At 34.4% G+C, this 25,691-nt stretch carries 18 protein-coding genes; 10 read left to right on the top strand and 8 right to left on the bottom strand.

Annotated features, from left to right (window positions below; all coding sequences use genetic code 11):
* Nucleotides 1-1,110 precede the first annotated feature (1,110 nt).
* The 3 genes from JOC77_RS04995 to JOC77_RS04985 all read right to left on the bottom strand — a co-directional run bounded on the left by JOC77_RS04995 (nt 1,111) and on the right by JOC77_RS04985 (nt 2,679).
* A complete protein-coding gene (locus JOC77_RS04995) occupies nt 1,111-1,545 on the bottom strand; it encodes a hypothetical protein (protein WP_204539536.1) in 435 nt (144 codons plus the stop codon).
* Between the two features lie 158 nt (nt 1,546-1,703).
* Nucleotides 1,704-2,087, bottom strand: coding sequence for a hypothetical protein (locus tag JOC77_RS04990; RefSeq protein ID WP_204539533.1), 384 nt, complete (start codon nt 2,085-2,087; stop codon nt 1,704-1,706).
* Nucleotides 2,088-2,109: 22 nt separating this feature from the next.
* Nucleotides 2,110-2,679, bottom strand: a complete 570-nt coding sequence (locus tag JOC77_RS04985; protein ID WP_204539530.1) for a hypothetical protein — start codon at nt 2,677-2,679, stop codon at nt 2,110-2,112.
* Between the two features lie 1,011 nt (nt 2,680-3,690).
* On the opposite strand from JOC77_RS04985, the gene JOC77_RS04980 reads away from it, so the two are divergent.
* Both JOC77_RS04980 and JOC77_RS04975 read left to right on the top strand, forming a co-directional pair.
* The gene (locus JOC77_RS04980) at nt 3,691-3,996 is read left to right on the top strand and encodes a hypothetical protein (RefSeq protein WP_204539527.1); all 306 of its coding nucleotides are present in this window, start codon (nt 3,691-3,693) and stop codon (nt 3,994-3,996) included.
* Nucleotides 3,997-4,175: 179 nt separating this feature from the next.
* The gene (locus JOC77_RS04975) at nt 4,176-5,075 is read left to right on the top strand and encodes an HNH endonuclease (protein ID WP_204539524.1); all 900 of its coding nucleotides are present in this window, start codon (nt 4,176-4,178) and stop codon (nt 5,073-5,075) included.
* A gap of 723 nt (nt 5,076-5,798) precedes the next feature.
* On the opposite strand, the gene JOC77_RS04970 is transcribed toward JOC77_RS04975, so the two are convergent.
* Together JOC77_RS04970 and JOC77_RS04965 are read right to left on the bottom strand one after the other, a co-directional pair.
* Entirely contained in the window at nt 5,799-6,071 is a 273-nt protein-coding gene (locus JOC77_RS04970) for a hypothetical protein (protein WP_204539521.1), read from the bottom strand.
* Between the two features lie 329 nt (nt 6,072-6,400).
* Nucleotides 6,401-7,396, bottom strand: a complete 996-nt coding sequence (locus tag JOC77_RS04965) for an HNH endonuclease (protein WP_239558610.1) — start codon at nt 7,394-7,396, stop codon at nt 6,401-6,403.
* Between the two features lie 175 nt (nt 7,397-7,571).
* Between JOC77_RS04965 and JOC77_RS04960 the strand changes: the two genes are divergently transcribed.
* From JOC77_RS04960 to JOC77_RS04950, 3 genes are read left to right on the top strand one after another with little or no spacing between them, the layout of a single operon-like run.
* Complete coding sequence (locus tag JOC77_RS04960) at nt 7,572-7,772, top strand: DNA modification system-associated small protein (protein WP_204539518.1); 201 nt, start codon at nt 7,572-7,574, stop codon at nt 7,770-7,772.
* Entirely contained in the window at nt 7,772-9,787 is a 2,016-nt protein-coding gene (dndD, locus tag JOC77_RS04955) for a DNA sulfur modification protein DndD (protein ID WP_204539515.1), read from the top strand. Before JOC77_RS04960 ends, dndD (JOC77_RS04955) begins: the two co-directional genes overlap by 1 nt.
* A gap of 5 nt (nt 9,788-9,792) precedes the next feature.
* Complete coding sequence (locus JOC77_RS04950; protein WP_204539512.1) at nt 9,793-10,158, top strand: hypothetical protein; 366 nt, start codon at nt 9,793-9,795, stop codon at nt 10,156-10,158.
* A gap of 35 nt (nt 10,159-10,193) precedes the next feature.
* Here JOC77_RS04950 and dptH read toward each other — a convergent pair whose 3' ends face one another.
* From dptH to dptF, 3 genes are read right to left on the bottom strand one after another with little or no spacing between them, the layout of a single operon-like run.
* A complete protein-coding gene (dptH, locus tag JOC77_RS04945) occupies nt 10,194-15,488 on the bottom strand; it encodes a DNA phosphorothioation-dependent restriction protein DptH (RefSeq protein ID WP_204539509.1) in 5,295 nt (1,764 codons plus the stop codon).
* Complete coding sequence (dptG, locus tag JOC77_RS04940; RefSeq protein ID WP_204539505.1) at nt 15,469-16,884, bottom strand: DNA phosphorothioation-dependent restriction protein DptG; 1,416 nt, start codon at nt 16,882-16,884, stop codon at nt 15,469-15,471. Before dptG ends, dptH begins: the two co-directional genes overlap by 20 nt.
* A 3-nt stretch (nt 16,885-16,887) precedes the next feature.
* Entirely contained in the window at nt 16,888-19,164 is a 2,277-nt protein-coding gene (gene dptF / locus JOC77_RS04935; RefSeq protein ID WP_204539502.1) for a DNA phosphorothioation-dependent restriction protein DptF, read from the bottom strand.
* A 211-nt stretch (nt 19,165-19,375) separates the two neighbouring features.
* Here dptF and dndB point away from each other — a divergent pair, with 211 nt between their 5' ends.
* The 5 genes from dndB to JOC77_RS04910 are packed head-to-tail and all read left to right on the top strand — an operon-like array spanning nt 19,376 to nt 25,571.
* Entirely contained in the window at nt 19,376-20,473 is a 1,098-nt protein-coding gene (dndB, locus tag JOC77_RS04930) for a DNA sulfur modification protein DndB (RefSeq protein ID WP_204539499.1), read from the top strand.
* Nucleotides 20,474-20,476: 3 nt separating this feature from the next.
* Nucleotides 20,477-22,066 carry a DNA phosphorothioation system sulfurtransferase DndC gene (gene dndC / locus JOC77_RS04925; protein ID WP_204539497.1) on the top strand — a complete coding sequence of 530 codons (1,590 nt, stop codon included), beginning with the start codon at nt 20,477-20,479 and terminating at the stop codon, nt 22,064-22,066.
* 22 nt (nt 22,067-22,088) lie between these two features.
* Nucleotides 22,089-24,074 (top strand): DNA sulfur modification protein DndD, encoded by a 1,986-nt coding sequence (gene dndD / locus JOC77_RS04920; protein ID WP_204539494.1) that lies wholly within the window; start codon nt 22,089-22,091, stop codon nt 24,072-24,074.
* A complete protein-coding gene (gene dndE, locus JOC77_RS04915; RefSeq protein WP_204539492.1) occupies nt 24,071-24,442 on the top strand; it encodes a DNA sulfur modification protein DndE in 372 nt (123 codons plus the stop codon). The genes dndD (JOC77_RS04920) and dndE overlap by 4 nt, the downstream gene beginning before the upstream one ends.
* 10 nt (nt 24,443-24,452) lie before the next feature.
* Nucleotides 24,453-25,571 (top strand): cysteine desulfurase family protein, encoded by a 1,119-nt coding sequence (locus tag JOC77_RS04910; protein ID WP_204539489.1) that lies wholly within the window; start codon nt 24,453-24,455, stop codon nt 25,569-25,571.
* The last annotated feature ends 120 nt before the right edge of the window (nt 25,572-25,691 follow it).

Below are 25,691 nucleotides of genomic sequence, written 5' to 3'. Positions count from 1 at the left end.
GAAATAGAAAAAATTAATCAGAAAAGTACTAGGAGAGATAATCGGTATGACATGTGGAGGTTGTCAATAGCACATTGGCATTATGACAAAACTGGTGAAGAAAAATATGTAAAAAGAAATTACAGATCTTTAGAAGCAATTTTAAAAACGGGAGGTACCAAAAAAGCATGCTGCCGGTCGTAAATCGTGGGAAAGACCATCAGATTACCGCTCAGGTTTTGAAGAGTTTGAACAGACGCCAAAATACAGGATAAACAGAGAGATAACATATTTGCTGATAAAATGTCGTTCACCATTGTGCCTAATGATTTCTTTAAAAATATATATCCATTGCTTAGAGTAAAATATAAGCCACTTAAAAGCGAAAAACCTCTATATCCTATGGTCTTATTTACATTCAATGACTTATCACGGTGATTTACCAAATGTATATACAAGATTAAAAAGATGGGCTTATCCAACCAATGAACAAATTGCAGAACACCTTGGCGTAAGTGTAAATACTCTCAAAGAATTAAAGCAGATTTTAGCAACCGAAAAACTCCTTATGATCAAAAAGAGAGAATACAAAGGAATAGAAAAGGATTATTATTTTCCTCTTTATTATAGAGATAACAATTACAATAACTAGATAGAGATTAATATAAATCACCAGGTAGTGATGGGACTATTCACTAGTTAGAATTTCTAAATAAAATCAATTAAAATAAGATCAATATAAATATAGCGAGCAATAAAATCACTCGCAAAGATGCCACTTAAGAATGCAAGCTACTACAATCGATCACTTCGTTAGACACGTATCGACAATAACTATCGGTAGATATGCTTACGACGGATCCACGGTATCATTCACAGAGGTTGCAGAGTATTTGCAGCTTACTTTCGACGATCTCCGGTTAAGAAAGCGGAATACCACTGTAATGACCGACCGCATTGAAAGAAGTCGTATAAAGGTGAGAAAACTTAAAGGTAAGAATCACGTATAGGTGGAATCGTTCTAGGAAATCAATTGCTTTGAACTCCTACTAGCATTATTCTTTGGCTAGGGTATCCGGCATAAAATAGACATTGTACTTGCAGTCTACTGGACCTTCTTGATCAATCAAATCATACTTCATCTTCCTCTTCTTTTAATCTGTTCCTCCAAGACGTACTTATCTGTGGTATCAAAGTGCCCTTACTAGCCTTTCTTTCAATGTAAGAATACATTTCATCTTCAACAGCTTCTATTACTTCATCTGCTGAAGGAAACCCAGTATCATCATATTCGTAGTAATTTTCGGTTGTTAACCACAATAATTTGAGTTCTGATCTAGGTAAAGATTGAAGTAAGTGGAAGATAAATTGTCGTATCGTCTTTTCATAATAGATGCTTTCTTCCTCTTGTACTTGATATACAAATTCTTCCCACGCATTTTCTAATTCGCTTTCCTCTCCGCTTAGAAGAGTGCCATAATTTAATCGTTTTACATTTCGGATTATTTTCTCGGTATATTCAGCATATTTTTCTCTTAATATGTGTTCTACCTCTTCCCTTTTCATGACATAAACCCCCGCATCAAATTATTTCCTATGAGTCTTTATAACTAAATTATTCAACGATGGGCGACTTCTCCTTTATAAAAGTGAAACACATACAAAAAAACATCCCTAAAATGGGACTGCTTAGTATTTGAATGTATTTATTATTTACTCATACATTAAGATAAGAAGAACAGATCCACTTCATCTACAGTTTTTAGTACTTCCGCTTCTTCTATATCATGCTGTTTCGCAAGTCTAATACTTTGATTAAACCTAAGTTCGGCATTACATTTTAAGTCGAATGCCATTTTTGTAATAGTGCCAAGCCGATTATACTCTTCCAAAATTAAATTCACTATTTTCTGATGCTCTACGGCGATTTTAGAAAGTGCTTCATTATATATTTCTTTTAACTTCGCTGAAAGTTCCTCTTCTTTTTCTGCTAGATGTTTCTTCGAAAGATTTATTAGGGTACTTGTAGTAAAGCTTCCGATTAAGGTACCTACAACTGGAATAGGAATTATCTTGACCGACTGCTGCTCCCAATGCCACCATTCCAAACTCCATGCAAGTGATTTGGCCCTATACAAGGAATTCGTTTAGATCAATTTTCCCTTGCTTATAAGCTAGAGATATTTTAGAAATTCCAGAGCTAGCAGAAACAAAAGAGCTTGCTATTGGAGCACTTATATCAGTGAAGTTTGTTAGTCCATAGATGGAAAAACCTTTAATTCCGCCACTAGCTGCACCTTTAGTAAGGTCTATTCCAAGTTCTATCCAGTCCTGTTCGTCGAATTCTGTAATCGATTTGCCTTCCTTATGCTTTTGATACATCATTAGCGAGACATTAATTCCGCCTCCAATAGCAGCACCCACCAAACCTGCACCTAGGGCTTCACTAACACTTGGCTGACTATTATCTTCGGCTTTTTGAATTTGTTTATCGGAATCATCCTTAATGGAATCCCGTTTTTTAGCATTTAGTGATTTTAAATCTGCTTCATGTTTATCGACAGTTTCATATACTTTCCCCTGCTGGACGTCGGCATAATTCGAAATGGATGGCTTAATTACTTGTGAGAATGTTTTTCCAGATTCATTTTCGATAAGTTGAACCTTTTCCCAAACCTTATTTATCGTCCTGTTACTCACTTCTTCAGGGTAATTGCCATTGACAAAGTTTTATAATATTGTATGTGTCTTTTGGAATCACATAGTAGGAACCATCTCGTCCAAAATTAAGATACTTATCCATGTGATTTAGCTACATGTTCTAGATTGTTATTAATCTCATTAATAAATTTGGATTGTACCTTTATACGGGCATTATATAATCTTCTGGTGCTGTTCTTCCCACATTATCAAAAGTAGCCAGTGGTTTTGCCTTCTAGCAAGTCCCTGGCGTTACGGATATTTACCTCAATTTACTCAGCAATCTCACCGTGCTTTGTCAACTCATTACCTAAAATGTTCTCAGGTTTACCTAAAAACTCTTTTACCTTTTGAAACTGCTCTAATGCCTCAATTAAATTGAGTTCTTTCTGATGAAGATCAGAAGCTTCACTCGTAAGAATTCGTGATATTTCTTCATTTAGCTCTCTAATTCTTTCTTGATTAATTCAGTGAACTTTTCCAAATATATATTAACTTCCTCAAAGGTAGAAACGAATTCTTTAGGAGTATTGGCCAATTTATTTATAAATTCTTGTACTTGATGAATTGAAGCTGATCCGCTTTTGCGATATTCCAATAGCTCGATAGCATTTTTTGCACTTCTTCCCCTAAGCTAGCATACATAGCACTTACCTTTTTCAGCTCTTCTATCGTGTCTTTTTTTAGATCAATGTTTAACAAGTTATGACAAGTAGGCGTCTGTCACGCTAACTCTCCTCCCTTTTTAGAGTATAAATAGAATTTCTGTAAGATAGTACCACACAATTGCTTGAATTTGATAGATTTTCCTGAAATAAGGTTTTGTAACTTTTTACCAAAGTTTCTTAAATTAAAGTTCGATGGACTAGTGTAAAGATAAGTTTTATTAAATCTCTCAATTGAAGAATCTTTTTTAAATAAAATTAATGAAAACTGTAGAATAAAATTATAAAATTGCACTAAATAGGAAACTACTTTGCACAATCGGTTTGAACTACTGGGGGTATTACGATGAATAAAAAAAAGTGCTTATCATGTCATGAATCTAAAGATATGGTGCATTTCACAAATAAGTTGAATATTTGCAATGTTTGTAAAGACAGATTTATGAATAAAAAAACCACTGTAAATAAAAAAGTAACCACTGTAAAAAGAACTGGAAAACTTACATATAAAGACACTATCATAGATAATGTTTCAGAGTGTAGACAAATCCCTTTTTCAAAAAAGTCTATGGAGAAAAAGGGGTTTTGTTTCTTTTTTAGTTGCATATTTGGTTGTTCTTTCAAAGAAGCCATACTACATATTGATGAGTAAGTATTTATAAAAAGCGGCTATCGACTTTGTCGACAGCCTGAGACACTATCATAGATAATGTTTATGAATTTGCTAATGCTTTAGGTATTAATAGTATTTCAAGTAAGATAGGTGAGATAAACTTTAATACTTTTTCAAAATCTGATTTTAAGAGAGAATATACAGTAAAAGATATAGAAATGCTGCTGGACGAAATGCATGATTATGAAGATGAAGCAGATCAAGAAGAAAAAGAGGAATATTTAGACCCTGATTACAGTGTAGTATATGTAGATCCTTTAGAGATTATCGAGAAATATAAGGATGGTTTGACTAATGACTCAAGGAGTAAACAAGTAGATAATACCTGGAGATCCTTCTTTCCATCGTTCTTAAAGAAGAAGATACCTGGATGGAAAACTCTACCTGTTGAAGAAGTTTATAATTTAGCCAAAATGGAACTCAAATCTACTGCTGGTGAAAAGTATAATCAACTCTTTAGTTATATATGTGACTTATCCGAAATTGTATTTAATGAGAAAGAAGAGGATGACGAGGTTCCAATAGATCTTATGTCGGATGAAACAGCTGAAGCAATCTTAAAGCTTGTTGAAATTATAATACTTCCACATCAAGAAGTCTTAGCTAGAATAGAAGAATCAGGTGGAAGAATACAATTTGTGAATGTTTGGGAAACAACTTTTAGTGAAAATCTAAAAAAAGAAATAAAAGACCGTGACGGTTGGAAGTGCGTTATTTGTGAAGGTCAAACTGACTTGCATGTACATCATAAAATTCCGAGGAACTTAGGTGGAATGAATCATAAAGATAACCTCGTTACCCTTTGTAATTCATGTCATCCAGCAATTGAAACAGCAAACGTGCAGGTAGCATTTAAGAAATGTCTAGCAAATTTCAGGAAGAATAAAGCAAGTGGAAAAATAACTGACGCGTTTTCTGAGGATAAAAGACAGTTAAAAGATGAAGTAGAGACAACTCTTGATAAAGTACTTGAAAGCTTGCTAATTAGAGAAGAAAACCAGCTAGCTGAACAACTAGCAGGAGTAATGAAACGCTTAGAAATAATATTTTATGACTAACTAGCCCTCTCTTTAAGATGGGCTTTTTTACTGGTATAAATAAATATAATTCACTATCTATCTTTCCTCCCTATTTACCCGCCAAGTTTATGTGTTCAAACCTTCAAATGCATACTTAGGGCTTATTTCCATAACATATATCAACTTTAACCTTTGGATCTATATGAATCAATTGGGAAAGGTTTGTTGTAAAGAGGACACTTGAAATGTTGCCGTTGTCCCAAAAACTTCCGATACCACGACCGACAGCTCAACCCAAACAACACAAAAAAAGGTTTTACATATGTCGGACACCTAAGACTCGCGAAAATCTTATGAACCCTTCATACATCAACCTTTTTTCCATTGCTTTGTCCAGCTGAGCTACTGCGACAAAAATGCTTTTTCTTCGTCTCACTATTTCATGATAATGGCAGAAAATTTAATTTAATTTGTTTATTCTCTAATCTAAATTAGAACTTTTATTGAAAAAAATAGAATTTAATGTAGAATTTAATAAGTATTACTTAAGCAAGGAAGTATATTCAAAAAACCTCCTATATTGTTAGTTAGACGTTAGACGTTGTTTTTATTAACATGTCAGTTATACGACCGTAGAATATTAGAGATTGATGTATCAGCTTTGTCCTCTTAATTTTATATTAAGGAGAGCATATCAAACTTGATAGATATTATTAACTTGGCGCCCGGTATATAAACCTAAGTTAAAAAGGATTTATATAATTAGTAATGATCCATATCAAAATAATTATAACAAGCATTCTCATTAAGAATTGCAAAATCATTTTTCGATAATTGGGGCTGTATTAACAAATCTACTTCGAGGATAAATACTGATAAAGCATTGTTTGTAGAAAAACTAAATTTATTAGTAGCGATGATCCCTTTTGGATATTTACTCAATTGAGATAGGAGTAAAGATCCCGATTTACTCTTAAACCAAAAATTTTCCGTACGATTATCAATAAAAGTAACATAGACAATAAAATAACGCATATTCCCTCCTCCTAATAATAAATTCGACATTATTATTATATTTCCTTTTTACTTAATAAAAGAATGGATTAATAAGGATCAACAATGTGGATCCGAAGCACCATCATATTTTAGGTAATCCCTCTTTTACCTGCATCTCTAATTGGATCTAGCAGAAGTTGTAGATCACTAAAATTAATAAAGGCAACGCTAAAATAAAAGTGTTCGCAGATTTCCATAGAACTGATTAATTCTCTAAGTAGGTTTCCTTTGTCGGAATTGACGATGAGTTTTTCTTCGCCGTGCATTATTTGCGTCATATCTTAAATAATTATATTTTAATATCCTTATTAATTTGAGCTATTCGGATGCCACAAATCAATATACCCATTATACTTTGAATATTCATATAAACTAATAAGCTTTCTTTCCTCATATTCATAAAAATCATCTTTTTCCTCTGCATTCACTATATTTATTAAATGATTATTTCTTTCTACGATTGTCTCAAGAAAACATTCATCAGCAAGCTTATCTTTCTTTTTAATATTGCAGGTTTGGCATGATATGACTAAGTTCCATAAATTGTCGTTTTGAATGAAGCTCCATGGGATAAAATGATCCACATGAGCTAATTTTCTTGCATTAGAAAGGCTTTTCCCACAATAAAAGCATCTCTTCTCATCGTATTTAATTAAGATATTATAAAAATCTTCTAATGAACTCCGTTTTGAAATGTCTTCTACTTTTTTAAGTAAATAGTTAATACTTGGGACTGAATTGTTTCTTTCTAAGAACTTTGCCAGATGGTAATTGATAAGATAAGTTATGGTTCTCTGGTGTTTTTGAAGGAATTTATAAACCGGAGGATTGAGTTTTATATATTCTGCTTTAAGATCAAATGCATAGAATACCTCCTTCGTATCGCCATAAAATGCTCCAATCACATACCTTTTCCCTTGTTTTTTTATATCATTGATGATTTTTAACTGAGCTAAATCAGGCAACTTGTCAAAGGTCCATACTTGTGGAATGTTATTTTTAAGACAGTGATCTTGTAATACTCTTTGAATAGTAGAAACTTGATTCTTGTTATTCGATTGTCTGAAGCCATGATGAACAACGAGGTTCCAGTATATTTTCGTAAATGAGTAAAATAGCTTATCATAAGACATTTCTAACTTGTTATTTACATTATAAAGATTTTCTATTATTGATTTAAAAAAACCGTATTTATATGACATAGTCTGATGTCCACGGAAGAAAAAATTATTGATTGCCTGCCAAATATCTTCTTCTGTAAGATAACTTTCTTTTATTTCTCCTATCTGCAGCTTCCAACTCAAGAATGTTCACCTAACCTCTTGTGAATTTTTAATATAAGCACATATTGAATGGGTTATTTTGTCAGTAATACAAACGTAATGAAAATGTAAATATACTACTTTATTATGGTAAAATACTAGTATCCTATATTGTCAAGAACGAAACTATTTTATGAATGAAAAGGTGAACTTTTTAATGAAAGACAACAGGAAAAGAGAGCTAGAAGTATTAAATCGCGTGTGCAAACAAAATGATATTCCAATTAAGCTTGCCTCCGAGCTGCTTAAAGCTGCAAAAAAGTTTTCTTATGAAAATGTTCCAAATGGAACCAGGATCACGGAATACCAGGATTTAATTAAATATCTTTCTAAAGAAGATAATACGGGTGGTAAATAATGCTTTTAAAGAAACTCAAATTTAATAATTATAAAACATACTATGGTATTCAAGAGGTTGACCTGTATATTCCTAAGGATGTCAGAGAGGATAAAGGCCAAAATATTATCCTTCTTGGTGGTCTTAATGGCGCAGGTAAAACGACCATATTAAAAGCAATATTATACATACTGTTTGGAAAGAGAGGCATGACGGACTCAGAGCATAAAAGGCTTTTCTCTAATGTTCTCAACAATACCTTTTTTGATGAAGGCGGTCGTGAATGTTCTGTTTCCTTAAGCTTAGAAACTGATTCAGGGGAAGAATGGACACTTAGAATTAAGTGGTTCTTTGATCAATATAAATCCGTTACTCATGAGCAACGTGAGCTTGAGATAAGAAAAGCCGGTTCAAAGATGGCTAAGCATGCTCGCATCGAAAACATTGAAGCATACAATAGGTTTATTGACCGTATCATTCCATATCATGCGGCTCCTTTTTTTATTTTTGATGGTGAGGAAATTAAGGATATTATCTTACGTCAGAATAGTAATGAAATGAAAGCTGCTATTCATAAAATTACTGGTATGGAAGCTTATAAACAACTTCTTGTTGATTTACGTGCACTTAAAAACTCATTAGACAATCAGCTGGCAAAGGCCGCAGGACAGGGAAAACTATCTGCTTTCCAGACACAGTTAGATGAGGTAGATTTGTCTATTACGAATCTAGAATCTAGGAAAAAGAAATTAAGAGCTGAAATTCTTAGTAATGAAGAAATTATTGAAAAAACAAAAACAGAACGGAGCAAAAAAATATCCCTGAACTCAAAGTCTCGGGAATCAATTGTGAAACAGCAGTCACGCGTATCAACTGAATTAAAGCTTGCTACTGACAGTTTAAATGATTTCCTAAAGCAAAATATGATAAGTATTATTTTAGGAGATAAAATTTCGAAATTAAAAAAGCAGTTAAAACTTGAAAATGAGTTTAATCATAAAAAAATCTTACGAGATGCTTCCTTGACTCCTTATCGAAAGTTTATTAACCAGCTTCTAAATCAAAGTATTACTCCCCCACTAAACCATGAGCAATTAGAACAGATTAGCAAGCTTGGAGAGGATATCTGGATCAAGGAAAATGCAATCAAGCATACTGTTCCGGAAGATTTCAAAGAATTACATGATATATCCAATAACGAATATAGCTATCTAATAAATCTTGCTATCAAAGATAAAATGCAGGCAGCCAATTATATAAATAAAATAGAAAAACTGCAGCAAGAGCTTGAAGCATTAGAAGTTGAAATTCGAAATGCTCCCGAGTCAGTGGACATTGAGGAAGAAAATGAACGAATCGATCTACTTACAAAAGCTGTTGGCGAAAAAAATCTCCGTCTTAAATCATTAAATCTGCGTTTAAACAACGCTTTGGATGAGAGAGCCAGTATTAAAAATAATATAAGCCGCTTATCCAACAAGGGTGGCAATTTTGAGGAGCTGCGTCAGCAAAGCGTACAAGTTGAAAAAGCAATTAAGGCAATGGAACAATACGTCACAGAAGTAACAACCTTAAAAGCAACTTTAATTAAGGAAGAATTCTCCAGCATGCTGCGTCAGTTGTTTCGAAAGCAAGATGAATTTGGCAATATTGAATTTGACATCGATACCTATACTATTCGTTTATATAATGATCGAATGAAGGAAATTAGTATACAAGACCGATCTGCCGGGGAAATGCAAATGATTTCTTCAGCATTAATCTGGGCTCTTACCAAAGCATCTGACCTTTCATTGCCGGTGGTAATTGATACTCCATTAGGAAGACTTGATAGCTATCATAGAAACCATCTAATTAATCACTATTATAAAGAATTAAGCGAACAGGTTATTATTTTGTCAACTGATACTGAAATTACACAAGAGTATGTAAAACTGATGGAAAAGAATTCTTATAAGCAATATATGCTTGATTACAACGAAGAAAAGAAATACACAGTCATACGAGACGGTTATTTCCAATTTGTTAAAGGGTGATTTAAATGTCTAACCGAAAAATGTCTTTATCTGAAGAAGGAAAAAAAATTTTAGATTTGATTGCTGAATCACTTGAGGTCGAAAGGCCAATGGCCATAAAAGTTGCCCTTGCAAAAGGAATAGCAGTTTCTAACGGCCCGGTTCACGAGGAGTACCCAGGAAGTAACCGCTGGACCATCCCAGATTCTATTATTAAAGACAAAGAGTTCTTACTCTTTAAACACCTCATCATTAATGAGGTAAACAAATCAATCGATGATGAAGAAATCCAGAAACATATGCTGTCTTATATCGAAAAAGGATTGAGAACCTTAAAAGATATTCTTAATAGCAAGACGTCTATGGAAGATTTCAGATTAAGTATTTTATAAATAAAAATCCCACCTTTTCCAGGTGGGATTTTTATTTATATTCTTTCAGAAAGAGGAATAATATCAACAACGGTGACCGATGGGTTTGATAACTCTCCATTTTCTTTCCTTATTGGGGCATGTACAATACACTGTCCTTTTTTCAAGGTTGCCAGCTTGTTCTCCCAATATTTTTTCTCCTGATTATCTTTAGTCAAGCTTGCTGCAATATTAGACAGTTCTTGCTCAGGAGGTGAAAAATAAACTTTCTCAGATGAATTTTGAAGCCTTGCTAACTCATCAGCACCTAATTGAGATTTTAAGAATTGTGTTGCATACCAGGCTGACCAGCCAAATTTTCTCCCTTCCGTTAAGATCCTAGCTGAAGGAGACTTTTCGGTGTGATCCAGGTTCTGGGCCTCATCCATGATAACAGGCATTGGTTTGTTCTTATTGCCATACCTTACAGAATAGTTCCATAGATCCCAAAGAATAAATTCAGTAATCATTAGCTGTACATCACGAGGGAATCCGGTAAGCTGGATAATATGGACCTCCCCATTGCTTTCAACAATATCTTTCCAATTAATCGCGTTTTCAGTGCTAAATGGATTTCGGTCGATAAGAGGCCTTATCTGAGAAAGAGCTGTTTTGGCATAAGTACTTCCGTCTTCATCAAGAAGCTCCTTCAGCTTTAGTAAGGTCATTTGGTCGTCATGTTGATCCAAACCATTTAATACAGCTTCATAAATGGAATTTTGCTGCTGAATGCCCAGAGATTTATAAACTGAAGCAAACACACTCTTGATTCGTTCTGCTACATCGGTATTAGATTCTGGCAGCTGTATACCTCCGATATCCCGGACATTTTTCTGAAATGGATTGATTGGAAGCTTCTCACTGTAAACAATTTTTTGCTTTAGCTTTTCCCCTAAAAACTCAACGAATTCAGGTTCCAGCTGATTTGGGAGGAATCCCTCTGTATAGTCTATTACAATACTAGGAAGTCCCAGTTTTGATTTTTCCAGCAGAAGGCATTGCATGAAATAGGTTTTTCCTTGCCCAGACTTCCCTGAAATCAGTAAGTGCCTGTTGGCTAACCCTTTATTTCCGTATTCCCAGTAGATTTCCCTGGCGGAATTTTCTGCTCTTCCTATCCTAATTCGAAGCTCCTCTAAAGGAGGCTTATCGGGAACCGAAATTTCAACAAATTCATCATTTGCCTCTTCAGTGTCGTGTGGATCTTCTTTCTCTATTTCTTCGTCATTCTCTATCTTTACTTCTTCATTAGCCGGGATAGGATTTTTATCCTTTTCCTCTTTCGCAGCTTGAGCATCCTGCGGTTCCTCATTCATCTCATCATTCTGTAGTAAAGGATGGTCCTCATTTTCTTGTTCACCTTTACCAACTACATATGGTTCTAATTCATCACCAGTAATTAGAGCTTTTGGTTCTGGCTCTTCAGGAATACTTCCGCCTTTATATTTGTAAGAAAGCATATCTTCTTTAATAAAGTCATTGTCCTGGTGCTGAATCCATTGCCACATCTGCTTAATTGGTTTGACTAAACCATCATAACCATCATGTTCCGTAAGATTTAGAATTAAAACATTTTCATCTAATGCAGCACTTCTATGGGTTGCATCTTTTTGGAACGAAAGGATCGCACCATCGCCGATATATTGAGTTAACTCGTTTGAAACGTTAAAGTCATCCTTCAGCAGTTTTTCAATAATTTCACCAGTCAGGTTGTAAGGTTTGTCTGACCAGAAGCCGCTTTGTTCTAATTTTTGTGCATTAGAAATAAGCAGCTGCGCGAAGAAATTTCTATAAAAACGGCCAGTAAATGTATCTCCCATTTCACCTGTAAGGGTGTCAATAAGAAGCTTTTTTGTTTTTTGAACTTGATTTCTCGCTTTGTCGAGAACCTCTCCCCTATTAAAGCCAATTTTGACTTCTACAGGGTAGAAATGCACTGCTATATGGCCATCCTTATTCTCTAAACCTATAAGAAGCAAGTCATCACTATGGCTTCCCTTTACTCCAAGGTTTTTAGCAGTAAAGATTCCATCTGACCTGCTTAGGCTGACTGCTCCTGCAACTCTGAGAATTTCTTCAAGCGAAATGGGCACCCACGTAATGTCAGGATGATCAAAATAAGAAACAGAATATTTAATGGCAGAAAGTATACTCAATTTTTCTCGATCAAAATGGCCTTTGCTTCCGATAATTCTTAACAGCCATTCACCATTAAACGTATTGAATGCTTTTATCGTGTTTAAGACATGTTCGTCTGTACCTTCCACTTCTTTTTGATGAAGGAATTCCTTAATTACAGCATAATACTGCTGAGATTTATCCGTCACCGTGATAGCATCATATCGGCTGGAAGAAGAATATTGGTCACTATAATGAATGACTACTAGATTTCCATCATATTTATTAAAGAATTCTAAATCTACAGTTGGGTCAACAAAGGTCACCCAATAAGAAGATTTAAATACTTTTTCTAAAGTTTTTTCATCGGCTGTAGTCGTTCTAGAAAGAATCGCTTCTCCCTTCCTATAACTGTCATTCCCTTCATTCCGCAGATTGGCAGCTAGTTCATTTACATAAAAGGCTGTACTAGTAAGATAATTCTTCTCATCTATCCTGTACGTCTTCGTTCCGAATCCGCTCTTGTAGGTTTCTTCGTCTTTCATTGAAGGGACGCTTGAATACAAACCTTCTATCGCAATACCTGATGTCATGTCGTCCATTGGCTGGACAGCATGATGTTCTTGTGCATGCATCTTGTAGAATGAAATATGAGCATATCGATATGAAGCATTTGGATCTTGCTTATAAAAGAATAGTTTTTCTCTTATTGTTCTCAATAAATCTTCTGAGTCTATATCCTTTACTTTCAGTTTTATATCAAATAAATTTTCAAACTCATCGACTGTATCAGTCCGTGCAAACAAGTCAAATGAGCTTTCGGTATTTTCTTCTTTATAGAGGGTTACCTCAACAGGTTTAACATTTTCCTTACCTGTTTTTTCTATTTCTTTTAACATCCACTGTAATATGCCTCTAAGAACCTCTATATCATTCGAAATATTTATGACATTTAACTGCAGCGGTGCCTTTGACTTTTCAATAAACAAATAAGAGAAATGCTCTTTGAACTGAGAAATTTTATCGCTTACCACTTTTGCCAGATACTGATTGGCATCTGAAACGGAAATTGTATTAACCGGTTTAAAAGTCAGCCATTCCATTGCTGCTTTCTGATGTTCCGGCTTGTATAGTGCTCTTTCATCATATAGGAAAGGAATAAGTGAATCGGCATTTAACCGATTTAGAATGCTATTATCCAATTCCTCTGAGTCCAACAGTTCGTATAATTTTAGTTTATAAGCCACCATCAAAGGATGGAAAGGAGTTATATAAAACGTGTCATTTGATTGAATGGTGCCTAATTTAAATAGGTCAATCCCTTTTGAACCAGCAGGAGTTCCATTTTTAAAATTTTTAATTTCTTTTTGATATTGATGGATGTACTCAAGTGCCCTTTCCCTCATTTCCACTGTCACACTACATAAGCTGGGAATGGAATTTCGAATACTGAAATATGTTAGGAATCGGCTGTATGCTTCTCTCAAATCATCATTAAGCTTTATATCCTCAGACTGTAAGATCCCAGATTCAAACCTGGCACTCTTTAAACCAATGTCAATCCATTCACTTTCCCATTCGAAAAACTCTCGGTACTCAGAATGAAAATAGAATTCTCTGTTCTCTAAAACCAGTCTCTTGTTTTCCTTTATCCAGAGTACATCTTTTCCTGTTTCTCTAATAAGCTTCCATAATCTTTGGCCAGTTATGGGCATAGATTCCTGTAGCTCGTTCTTTAATAGAAGTGGAATAGTGACATCATCCAATTTAATTTTGAAAGCCAATTCATCATCATCATTAAATGCCTCTGGTAAAGGTGTAACTATTAACTGTTCATCCTGTGAAACACTAACAGTTTCATTTTGTTCCTTAATTTCAACCTTTTTTTGATCCACCCTGTTATTAAAGATTAAATTGTTATCGTCGTATTGAATCTCAATGACACTTTTATCCGGATCCACAAAATAAACCGATTTATATTTATCAAGGAAGATAGGTTCAATTGGAAGAACTGCTATTAAGAATTCAGCACCCATTGTTGCTTTGTTTTCGTGCCTATATGCAAATTTTATAAAAGTAGGTTCTGTTTTTTTTGCATTCATGCTTACGCTAATATTTTTCGTTTTTACATCTATACCTATATCTTTTGGATTGGACTTGAATGGTTTGAGGTATTCTTTAGACAAGCTTTTAATATTGCCCATTAAATTAAATCCAAACTGAAGCTGAACCTGCTCATTTCCGTCCGGATTGAATACCACTATATGTCTTTTGCGTTTTCCTGCCGCTGTTTCTTTGTTTGGTTTATCCCAGTATAATAATTTATCAACTACTGTTGTTGAGAAAAATTCCACTTTATCATGGTCAGCTTTGATAATGGCACGTTGGACTTTTGTATACGATTGCTCTTTCCAATTCTCTCCCGCTAATTCCCTGGCTCCATCCTGTACAAATCTTTTTTCTAGCTCTTCCTGTCCAAGGCCGAAATCATGGACTTTCCTGACAAACTCAAATAATTCACGGTTTTTATTTAACCGTTCCTTTTGCTCTTTCCCTTTAAAGCTTTCCAAATCAGGATCTTTAAAAAGACCAAACTTATAATATTCTGTATCATCAATAGAACCCTTTTGAAGTGTTGTAAATATGTCTTCAAATTCAAAAAACGTTATTTGCTGATATTGCTGTTCCCTTAATAGGTTATCTAAATTATCCAGCAAAATAATTTTTTCGACTTTTTGTAAGTCGCTTTTTTCTATTCTAGACTTAAGATTATTAAACAGTGATGACGGATGTAATGGCATCCCTTCCTTTTGAAGATCACTGCTTCCTCCCTGGATGGAATCCAGCTGTTCAGAAACAATACTGATCAAGGCAGTATTCTTCCAATCATCTTTTTGTTCTCCTGCCTGATTCCTTAAGGTAACTAGGAAATCAGGTGTAACGTCTTCAGAAGTATTAGCAACCACAAGCTTAACTGATTGAAAAGGAATATAAAACGTTCTAAATTCTTCCCCTAATTTATGTCTCCAAGGAAAAGGCTGTGTCCCTTCGATTTGTCTTAATGTCTGGATTAGCTGTGATACTTCTGACTCTTTGTCTAATTGTAAATAAAAACGATCTCCCGGTTTTACTCCATTTCGACTAAAATAATCGTTTAAGAGTTCAGAAATATAATTATAAAATTGGCTTGACATACTGAGCATCACCACTATCACTTTTTTTATCTAATATGTTTAGATTATCAAATAACGTAATTATTTCTTTTTTAGAGTATCTATCAAAAGCTAATCCTCTTTTCTCGAATTCCACAAACAATTCGTTAAGAGGAATTCGCTTATCCTTAACAGATACGGCTGTTAAGAGAAGAAGAAAATCATGCTTTATGTTAAGTATCTGCCCTAAGCTTCCCCGGCTCTTTATGAATTGTCCAGCACCCAGGTCTTCGATATTTTTACCGTATTTTTCACATACTCCGGCGTTCATTCCGGCTTTTAAACAGTTAAATAAAACTTTAAAAGCACTCTCAAGGTCATTGGAATCATCTGTGACCTTTTTCCTTGACCATTCTTGGTATTTATAGATCCACTGTTTAACATCTCTGAAAAAGGATTCTTCGAATTCTTCCCCATTTTCCTTTATTCGTTTATTAAGTTCACTATACGGCATAAAAGGGATTTTTTGGCCTCTTTTGTATAGATCATCATTGAAGATATTATGGCTCAAATGAGAAATGGTATGGATATGCCTAAATAGATTAATAGAATGGTCTTTAATAAATTTGAACCCTTCTAATTCATCAGCTGCTTTTCTTCTTTTGCTAATTGACTCCATTTCAAGTGCAAAATACAGCGGCTGTACTTTCTGGAAATCTGCTTCCGTAAATTGCTCAAACTTAAGAATCAGCTGGCATGCGTACATAAATACATAGTAATGTGTTAAAAGAGGAAAGGAAGTGAGAAAATAATCCTTATATTTGCTTAGATACAAAAGATCTTCTTGGTATAGAGAAGTAAAGGCAGGCAGAAGCGGCTGATATTCCTTTTCCTGCTTATTTTTTTGTTCTTCCAATACATCCATTTTACTTAAGACCAGTTCCGTTAGTATGTCCTCTGTCTCTTTGCTGCCGAAAACATTTTTAATTTCTTGATTTCCCTTTACAAAGCTTTCATACATAAAACTCGCATATTTACCGAACTCATTATTTAACTTTTTATCCACTTTTATAAAATTAAAGATATAGGGGTGTACAGGTTTGATTTCTTCCTGATTAAATAAATACTGAGATAAAAATCTTATAAAATCATATTTATCATCTTCATTATCAAACTCAACACTATCTGCCATATGTTCGCTCAATATATTGTCTTCAGACGAAATAAATAACTCTTTATTCTTAAGAGACTTTTCGTCTAACTTTACTTCACAAATCTTTCTAATGAATTCACCAAGAACTTTATTAAAACCACTTTTCCGGATTTCTTGGGTACGCTTTGTTAAAAATGGCAATACATCTAAAGCCATACCTGTATCATTCTTATTTTTATTCTTAATATTATCTGTTAAATAATCTACTTTTAAAATTTGTTCCATTTTTTACTCCCTTTCAAAGACAAAAGATCCGAAGTCATCTCGTTTAATCATGTAAAACTTACCGTCTTGCGGGAAATAAACAAGCATCTCTTCCTTTTTGTCTCCAAACGCCATAAGTTTCTCAATAAATTCAACAAATTTTATTGCGTCTTCTTCATCTTTCTTATTTGGACGGTACCCATCTTGAACCTTGGTTAAAAGCTGATAAAGAGGAAAGTCTATATCCAAAAATATTTTATGATCAGAATCACCATTGCGATAGGCTAAAAGAATAGAAGATTTAAAGGTGTCCAGAACTTCTCTGTCATCTTGTTTAAGATGGTCAATAGATGGCCGCAAATTTAATTTTTGTGCAAGCCTGAATTTTTCAGAAGCCTTATTCATATAAATGTAATCCTTTTTAGGGCTGCCCTTCCATTTATAGATGGCTGTCTTAATTTCTTCGTAGAAATCCCTTATCTGCTTTTTGTCTCCAGTGTTAAATGAATAAAGATTTTTTAAATATTTTTCATAGCTTTGTTCAGCGATCTGCAGAGCAAATTCTTCGTTACATAAAAACGTAATTCTAATAAAAGATTCAAAAAACGTATTAAATGAATGTCCTGTAAGACTGCTTTTCGCTACAAAAGGACTTAACCAGCTAATGGGTGTTTCGTCCTTTATATATTCTTTCATTAAGGTATTCCAGTCAGTAAGAGTATTCAGATCAATAACTAATTGGTCAATCACTTCTGCTCGGCGATGAATGGGGTCCAGTTGACTCATGGCGAGCATTATCGCTGAGCGCTCTCTTCTATTAAAAAGAAGATTAGGCAGAGAAGCTTCAAGCTTATCGAATTCTGTCGTCATTTCCAGATTAATCACTTCATCAGGTATTAGAATATCTGCAATAAAATTTAGGAATGAACGAGCAGAAATTACCAATTTTTTCTTAACTATCGTTTGAATAATTAACTGAACAACCTGGTCTTGCACAAATCGGTTCTGTAAAAACCTGTAATTTTGATGGACCATGGTTTTCACATTGTTCTTCTCGTCTTCCTCCAGGGCTAAGTAAAACGGATTATCTGATGCAGGTTTGAATACCCTTTCAACCAGTGCGGAATAAAAGGAAGATATTGCCCCTTTTTCAGTAATCTCATATGAATGATAATCAGCAAAGCTTAATAAATCGAACATCTCACTGCTAAAGTAAGTGGTTATATCTTGTGAAAATAAGTTACTGTCCTCTACGAATGTTTGCAGTGCATTGTAGGTATATTGATTATGTTCCGTATTAATGAAGTTATGTAAAACACCCATATTAATAGCTAAGATTACTTTATGCGTACATGTGCCAATTTTTTCGTCTGAGAAGTTTTGTAAAACCTCTTCCAATGTCTCCATCGCATTTTTGCTTGGAGAAAAACTTTCTGTGGCATCATTAAATATCGTATATTGATCGATTAGCTGCGGTTTTTTCTCTTTAAGATATGCAAGAAGATGTGACTTTCCATCCCCTACACTTCCGCATAAGAGTATTAGGTTACCTTTCCTGCTATTTACATTCTTCTCTAGGATGTGCTCCAGATCCAACTGAATTTTTCGGTCAACATGCATATAATCTTTAAATGTACTGAATTGGCTTGCATTTTCGATTGCCTCTTGGGAAGAATCTTTTAATCTGCTTAGCTCTCTTAAGAGATAACTTCCACCAGACTGAAGGTCTTTTTTTAGTATTTCTTGATCCTTATTCTCTTCTTGTATGTCAGTTGTTTCAGGGGTGGAAGTTGATACTTTATCTTCATCCAATATCCCTGTTCCTAGTAACTCTAATATTTTTTTCTGAACAATTTCCTCAATGTTTTCTTTTGGACGTGGTTTAGGAATTTCATAGGCTGATATTTTGGCCTCCTCAGAAGAATAAACTTCGTAGTACCAAACGCCAATTTTATATACTTCTTTATGTAACTTAAAAGCTTCCACTATATCATTAAATTTTCCGTCATGTGCAGCTTTATTCCCTGCAAGCCTTATAGTATCGAAGGACTTCTGAATATCTCTCGTAAATACTTCTTCTTTAGCAAGATATGATATTTTATCAAATAAAGTAGAAAGAAATGGTGCATCTTTTTCATTTTGCAATACACCTTCAAGAATCTCCTCAGCAAATACACGTGCTTTAATAATGGAACTGCTCGGATCCTCAAATAGTAGCTCTTCTAATTTCTTTGCATTTTGAGCAGCAGTAGGATTCACATTTTCTAAAAAATTTAGAAAATACACTTCGGGTGAACTCATCTATAAATCAACTCCGTTAGAAATTCTCATCATTATATTTTACCATAATTTCTCCAATTATTTTAACAACCTTCGACAATATTTATTTATAGCAACCTGTTAATTAGTGGAAACCAAAACCGAATAAAAGTTCGGTTTTATTTATTGAATTATATTTCTATTAAGTTTATAATCTTTTTATAAATTACGTACGTAATTAGGAGGAAATACAATGGATGCAGCTTTCAGCTATAATTTCCCTTCGATAAGAGGTGTACAAGCTGGTAAAGAATACTTTGTTGCTATGTGCCCACTAAGAATAATACCAAAAATATTTTTATTCGATGAAGAAGAGATTCCACCCGAGCATAGAGCACAAAGAATTATAAATAAGGCAAGAATACCTGAAATGGCTAACTACATAGTCGAAAACCAGAATGATTATGTCTTTTCTTCGATTACCGCCTCCATAGATGGCGAAATTGAATTTATTCCATTTAACAACGATACCTCTTCAAAGGACTTAGGTCAGTTAAGAATCGCGCTGGATTCCAGGTTTTTAATTAATGACGGCCAGCACAGACGAGCGGCAATAGAAGAAGCCTTAAAAATTTCTCCCGAACTTGGAAACGAAACAATTTCTGTGGTCTTCTTCCATGACGACGGCCTTAAAAAATCACAGCAGATTTTTTCGGATTTGAATAGGCATGCGGTAAATACCACTTCATCAATAGGGATTCTTTATGATCATCGTGACCAGTTAGCAATGGTAACAAAAGATGTAATAACTGCTACACCAATATTAAATAGATATACAGATAAAGAACGAGTCTCATTGTCAAAAAACTCACCAAAAATTTTAGCTTTAAATCACATTTTCAATACCAACCTAAAGTTAATAGGAAAAGCTAAAGGTGATGAGATCTCAAAAGAAGATGAGGATTTTATTAAACAATTCTGGCCTATTTTATGTGAATCTATTGTAGAATGGAATTTGGTTTTTAAAAAGGAACTAACTCCTAGAGATTTAAGAGCTAATTATATAGTAGGCCACGGGGTTTTTATTGAAGCCCTAGGACTAGTTGGTATATATCTAAGAAACTATTACCCAGATAAATGGGAAGATTATATAAAAAAACTTTCAAAAGTTGATTGGAACCGCAGCAATACAAATGATTGGCTTGGACGGGCTTTTAACCAGAATGGAAGAATCCAGAAAACTTCCTATACCATCCAGTTAACAGCAAATAAAATTAAACAATTGATCGGGCTTCCATTAACTGAATCAGAGCAGACACTTGAAGATAAATTTTGTAAAGGAGCGGTTTAATAGATGAAAGGTATTATTAGTAATTTATTAACCAAACAAATGCCCATCGTAGATGATGCAAAAGAACGGATTAAAAAAGCTTATAAAGAGGATGACCGCCCATGGGTGGTCGGGTATAGCGGCGGTAAGGATTCTACTGTCGTCGTACAGCTTGTCTTTGAAGCATTGAGTGAAATGCCCAAAGACGAATTACATAAAAAAGTATATGTAATCTCTTCAGATACACTTGTTGAAACGCCCTTAATTATTAATTCTATTAATACTACACTAAGACGTATTCAAGATGCAGCTCTAAGCCTGGACCTGCCGATTGAAACACATAAGGTAAAACCGGATTATGAACAGTCATTCTGGGTCAATATTATCGGAAAAGGCTATCCATCTCCTAACCAGCAATTCAGATGGTGTACTGACCGCCTTAAAATTGATCCTGCTAATAAATTCATAATGGATAAAGTCTCCTCTTTTGGAGAAGTTATTATGGTTTTAGGGGTTCGGGAAGACGAAAGTGCCACTAGAGGGAATGTTATACGCTCCCATACTATAGAAGGTAAAACGTTTATGAGACACTCTACTTTAGCTAATGCTTATGTGTATGCACCAATAAGAAGCTTTACCTTGGATGATGTTTGGGATTATCTGTTAAACTATCCTTCTCCATGGGGAGACGATAATCATGACTTACACCGTCTATATCAGGATTCAAGCAGTGGTGAATGTCCTCTTGTTGTAGATAAATCAATAAAAGAAAGTGCCGGATCCTGCGGAAACAGCCGTTTTGGCTGCTGGGTCTGCACAGTTGTTAATGAAGATAAAGCTCTTACTGGTTTTATCCAAAGCGGCCATGACTGGATGAAGCCTCTGCTAGATTACCGTAACTGGTTAAGTTTTATCAGAGACTCAAGAACAAGAAGAATGAAATATAGAATGAACGGACAGGTTTATTTTAAAGATGTAAAAATTGAGGATGTTGATGGAATACCGCATGTATTAATTCCAAAGAAGTCTGGAAGGGCAAAATCTCTTACACCTCTTGAACAATATACAATTGTAGATAGAAATGAATTTAAGACCTATGTTGCAGAACACAATATTGATTTAAGCTCACCTGAAGATCATAAGATTCTTGTTACTTACGAAGAAGAAACATTAGAGGGAGAGAAAAATCTTAAGTTTGCTCAGCTTGGCTTAGGACCTTATACTATGGAAACCCGCAAAGAAATGTTAAAACGTCTTTTAACTGTTCAAAAGGAACTGAAGCATCCTGAAGATCCAAATTTTGAGCTTATCAGTATTGAAGAGATGAAAGCTATTAGAAAGATTTGGTTTAAGAACGGTGAATGGGAAGATGATGTTCCAGCTATTTTTGAAGAGGTAATGGGTTATTCCATCGACTGGGAAATTGATGACCGTCCGCTTTTTGATAAAGAGCAAATTTCTGATCTTGAATTGCTAAGTGACCAATTTAAAGTAGACATTAAAGTTCTTAAAAAGCTCATTTCCATTGAAAAAGACTACTCTGGCTACAAAGTTAGAAGGGGTTTAATGGATGAAATCAGCAAAGCATTAAAGCAAGATTATCTACATTTATAATAGTAGAAAATGAGGTTCTAACATGATTATTAATGAAATTCAACTAACAAATATCGGCGCTTATAGAGGGATTAACTCCTTTGATTTTCGTCCGGGAAACGATCAAAATGTTATCCTAATAGGCGGAGAAAACGGGGCTGGGAAAACAACTCTATTAAATGCAATAAAGTTAGGCCTATTTGGTTCATATGGTTATGGGTTCAAAACAGACAATTCCGAATACTTTAAAAGAGTTATAACAATCCTAAATCACGATGCGAAGAAAATCAACGAAAATAATTTTAGGATAAAACTAGAGTTTTCGTTAATAGACGATTTTGAAAGAACAAATTATGTACTTTTCCGAAGCTGGAGGTTCTCTGGCCAACAGATAAAAGAATCAATTGATTTAGTTGCGAATGGAAAACACTTATCCGAATATGAGAAAGAGATTTTCCAATCGAAGCTAAGGGAAGTTATGCCTCCTCAATTATTGGACTTATGCTTATTTGATGGTGAAGAAATTGCAAGGATCATTAGTGAAGATAAATTATCAGAGTACTTGAAAAACCTTTCTAGAGTAGTTTTTAATCTTGACCTGTTTGAAACGCTTGAAGTTGATCTTGAAAACTTTTCGAGCCAGACATTAGATCCTGAGAAAATGGAATCAGCAGAAAAAGAACTCTATAGCCTTAATCTAAGAGAAAAAGAGCAAAGAGAAAAAATAAAAGAATTAATAAACCAGGTTGCCAGTATTAAAGAACGAAAATCCTTGCTTCAGGATGAATACCATCAATTAAAAAACGACTTCGAAGTTAACGGTGGACTTGTAAAAGCTGAACGAGATGAAATTTTGCGGCAAATGTCAGCTATTGAGGCGACCAGAAAACAAAACCTTGAGAAAATCAGGGAATTTGTATCTACCCTTCTTCCCTTTTACTTGTCTAAAGATCTTCTTACTCAAACAATAAAGCAAATTGAGAATGAAGAATCGCTGCAGCTTTATAAGCAGCTAAACTCTAAACTGACGGATGAAAAAATAAGCAGCATCCTACATTCCATTTCAAGCTCTATAAGTCATTCTAGCAGCACAGAATTAAGGAACCAAGTTCTAAATCTAGTAAAGCCTGAGAAAGAAATTACTCAGATCCACGGAGCTTCTTTCTCTGAAAGCAGTTTAGTTGAGAATATACATCAGCAAGTAATAGGTGATAAAGATTCAAGTGCATTGAACATTATTGAAGAAAATAGGACTAAGTTATCTGAACTTCAAGAGTTAAGAAGTAAACTCAGAGACAATGATAACGCCAATGAGTTGAGTGATATGTTTGAGAAAATGGAACTAATTCAACAAACCGTTCTTAAATTAGAAGATGAATTAGTTAAAACAGAAAGTGAACTGGAAGAAAACAAAAAGGCTTTAAGTATTACCCTCTCATCTATTGAAAAGATTCAAGCTTCACTTAGAGACAGTGATAAAACAAAAAGTTCATTTCTTGAATCTCAAAAAATTATTGCCTTAAGCCGACGTTTCCGTGAAATTCAATTAAAGAAAAAATTACAGCAGGTTCAAATTGAAGCTTCTACAATGCTAAAGAAGATCTTTAGAAAGCATAACTATATTTCTGCCATTATTATTGAACCTGAAACATATAATGTCGTTTTGCTGGATTCTCATAAGGATCACATTGAAAAATCTACTCTTTCAGCAGGAGAAAAAGAAATACTTTTAATTTCAATTATCTGGGCGATTTTTAAATGTTCAGGAAGGAAAGTACCGTTTATATTTGATACACTTCTTGGGAGATTAGATAAAACTCACAAGACCGCAGTATTAAAAGAATTTATACCAAACTGTGGAAAACAAGCCATTATTCTTTCTACTGATACGGAGATTGATGAAATCCACTATACTGCATTAAAACCGCATATAGCGAATGAATACATGCTTGATTTTAATGTTGAAAGAAAGCAGACCCAGATCCTTAATAGATATTTTCCTTTTAGAAAAATGGAGATGAACGTATGAATTTCCGAATAAAAACATCCAAAATGACAGGTGAAAAGCTAGCTGCACTTCAATCAACAACTGGTTTAACATGGAATATCTTATCCCGAATTGCAGTATCGCTTTCTTTGAGGGATCCTTCTATACCAGCATTAGTAGAAAATAAATCTGGAGTAGATATTCATAGGAACGCGATGACCGGAGAATATGATTATATTTATAAGGCACTAATTCGTCAGCATGCGCAACGTAATGTTTCGGATGAAGAATATTTCCCTGATCTATTCAATGCTCACTTAGAACGAGGCATTGGACTCCTGGATAGTGAATACAGGCATGCCGGAAATTATGAAAAGCTGTTACAAAACCTTATCAAAATGGAAAACTAGGTGAAAACTTATGCTTTATTTAGATAATAGTGCAACGACACAAATTCATCCTGAAGTAAAAGATGCCATGCTCCCCTATTTAATGGAGGAATTCGGCAATCCTTCAAGCAAATACTATTCAGCTGCGGAAAATGCCAAAATTGCAGTTAAAGAAGCAAGACACTCTCTTGCTTCTTTAATTGGCAGTTCAGATTCAGAAATTATTTTTACAAGCGGTTCAACCGAAAGCAATAACATGATTATTAAGGGTGTAGCTGATTTTTACGCAGATAAAGGCAATCATATTATTACTACTAAAGTTGAACATCCTTCCGTCTTGGAGACTTGCAAATATCTAGAGACCAAGGGTTTTGAGGTTTCTTATCTTGATGTTGATGAATATGGAAGGATCGAACTGGATGATCTAAAGAGTCATATCAAAGAAAACACAATATTAGTTACCGTGATCTGGGGAAACAACGAGCTTGGATCTTTAAATGATATTAAATCAATATCTGAACTATGTTTGGAAAATAACGTATTCTTTCACTCCGACGCTACGCAGGTTGTTGGGAAAATAGAAATAAATTTAAGTAACTACCCTGGTGTTACTTTTCTATCATGTTCATCGCATAAATTTCATGGTCCCAAGGGCATTGGTGCTGCTTTCATAAGAAAAGATGAGTATGATATTCTTACTCGACTTACTCCCCTTCTCCACGGCGGTGGTCAGGAGCAAGGTATCAGAAGCGGTACTCTGGCAGTCCATAATATTGTTGGTTTGGGAAAAGCAGCTGAACTTGCAACCAAGCACCTACCAGATAACATTAAGAAAATAAAAGAATCGGAACAATATCTAGTAGGTATTTTAAAAGAAAAGTTCGGCAGCCAAATATATTTTAACAGCGATGAACTTAAAAAAATACCAGGAGTAATCAGTGTACAATTTAGAGGAATTAATAATGAAGTATTAGTTAAAAGTTTAGCTCCTTATGTAGCAGTATCTACTGGTTCTGCCTGCAGCTCAAGTAAACCTTCACATGTTCTTGCAGCCATCGGTTTGACGATTGATGAAGTGAGGTCTACGGTGCGCATTTCATTATCTAGTTTTATTAAAAAAGAAGACCTAGATATTTTTAAACAACTATGAAGAGGGGGAATCTCCTCTTCTTTTTTATGATAATATTTCTCCGATTCTATAATATCTAATAACTGTTTTATTGCTGCCCTAGCCGAATTGCAGGTTTGGCTAACAACACCTGTTGCTTGA

Origin of the sequence: Peribacillus deserti, assembly GCF_016909175.1 — a bacterium.
Taxonomy (GTDB): domain Bacteria; phylum Bacillota; class Bacilli; order Bacillales; family DSM-1321; genus Paraperibacillus; species Paraperibacillus deserti.
This window is presented reverse-complemented; position numbering and strand designations above follow the sequence as displayed.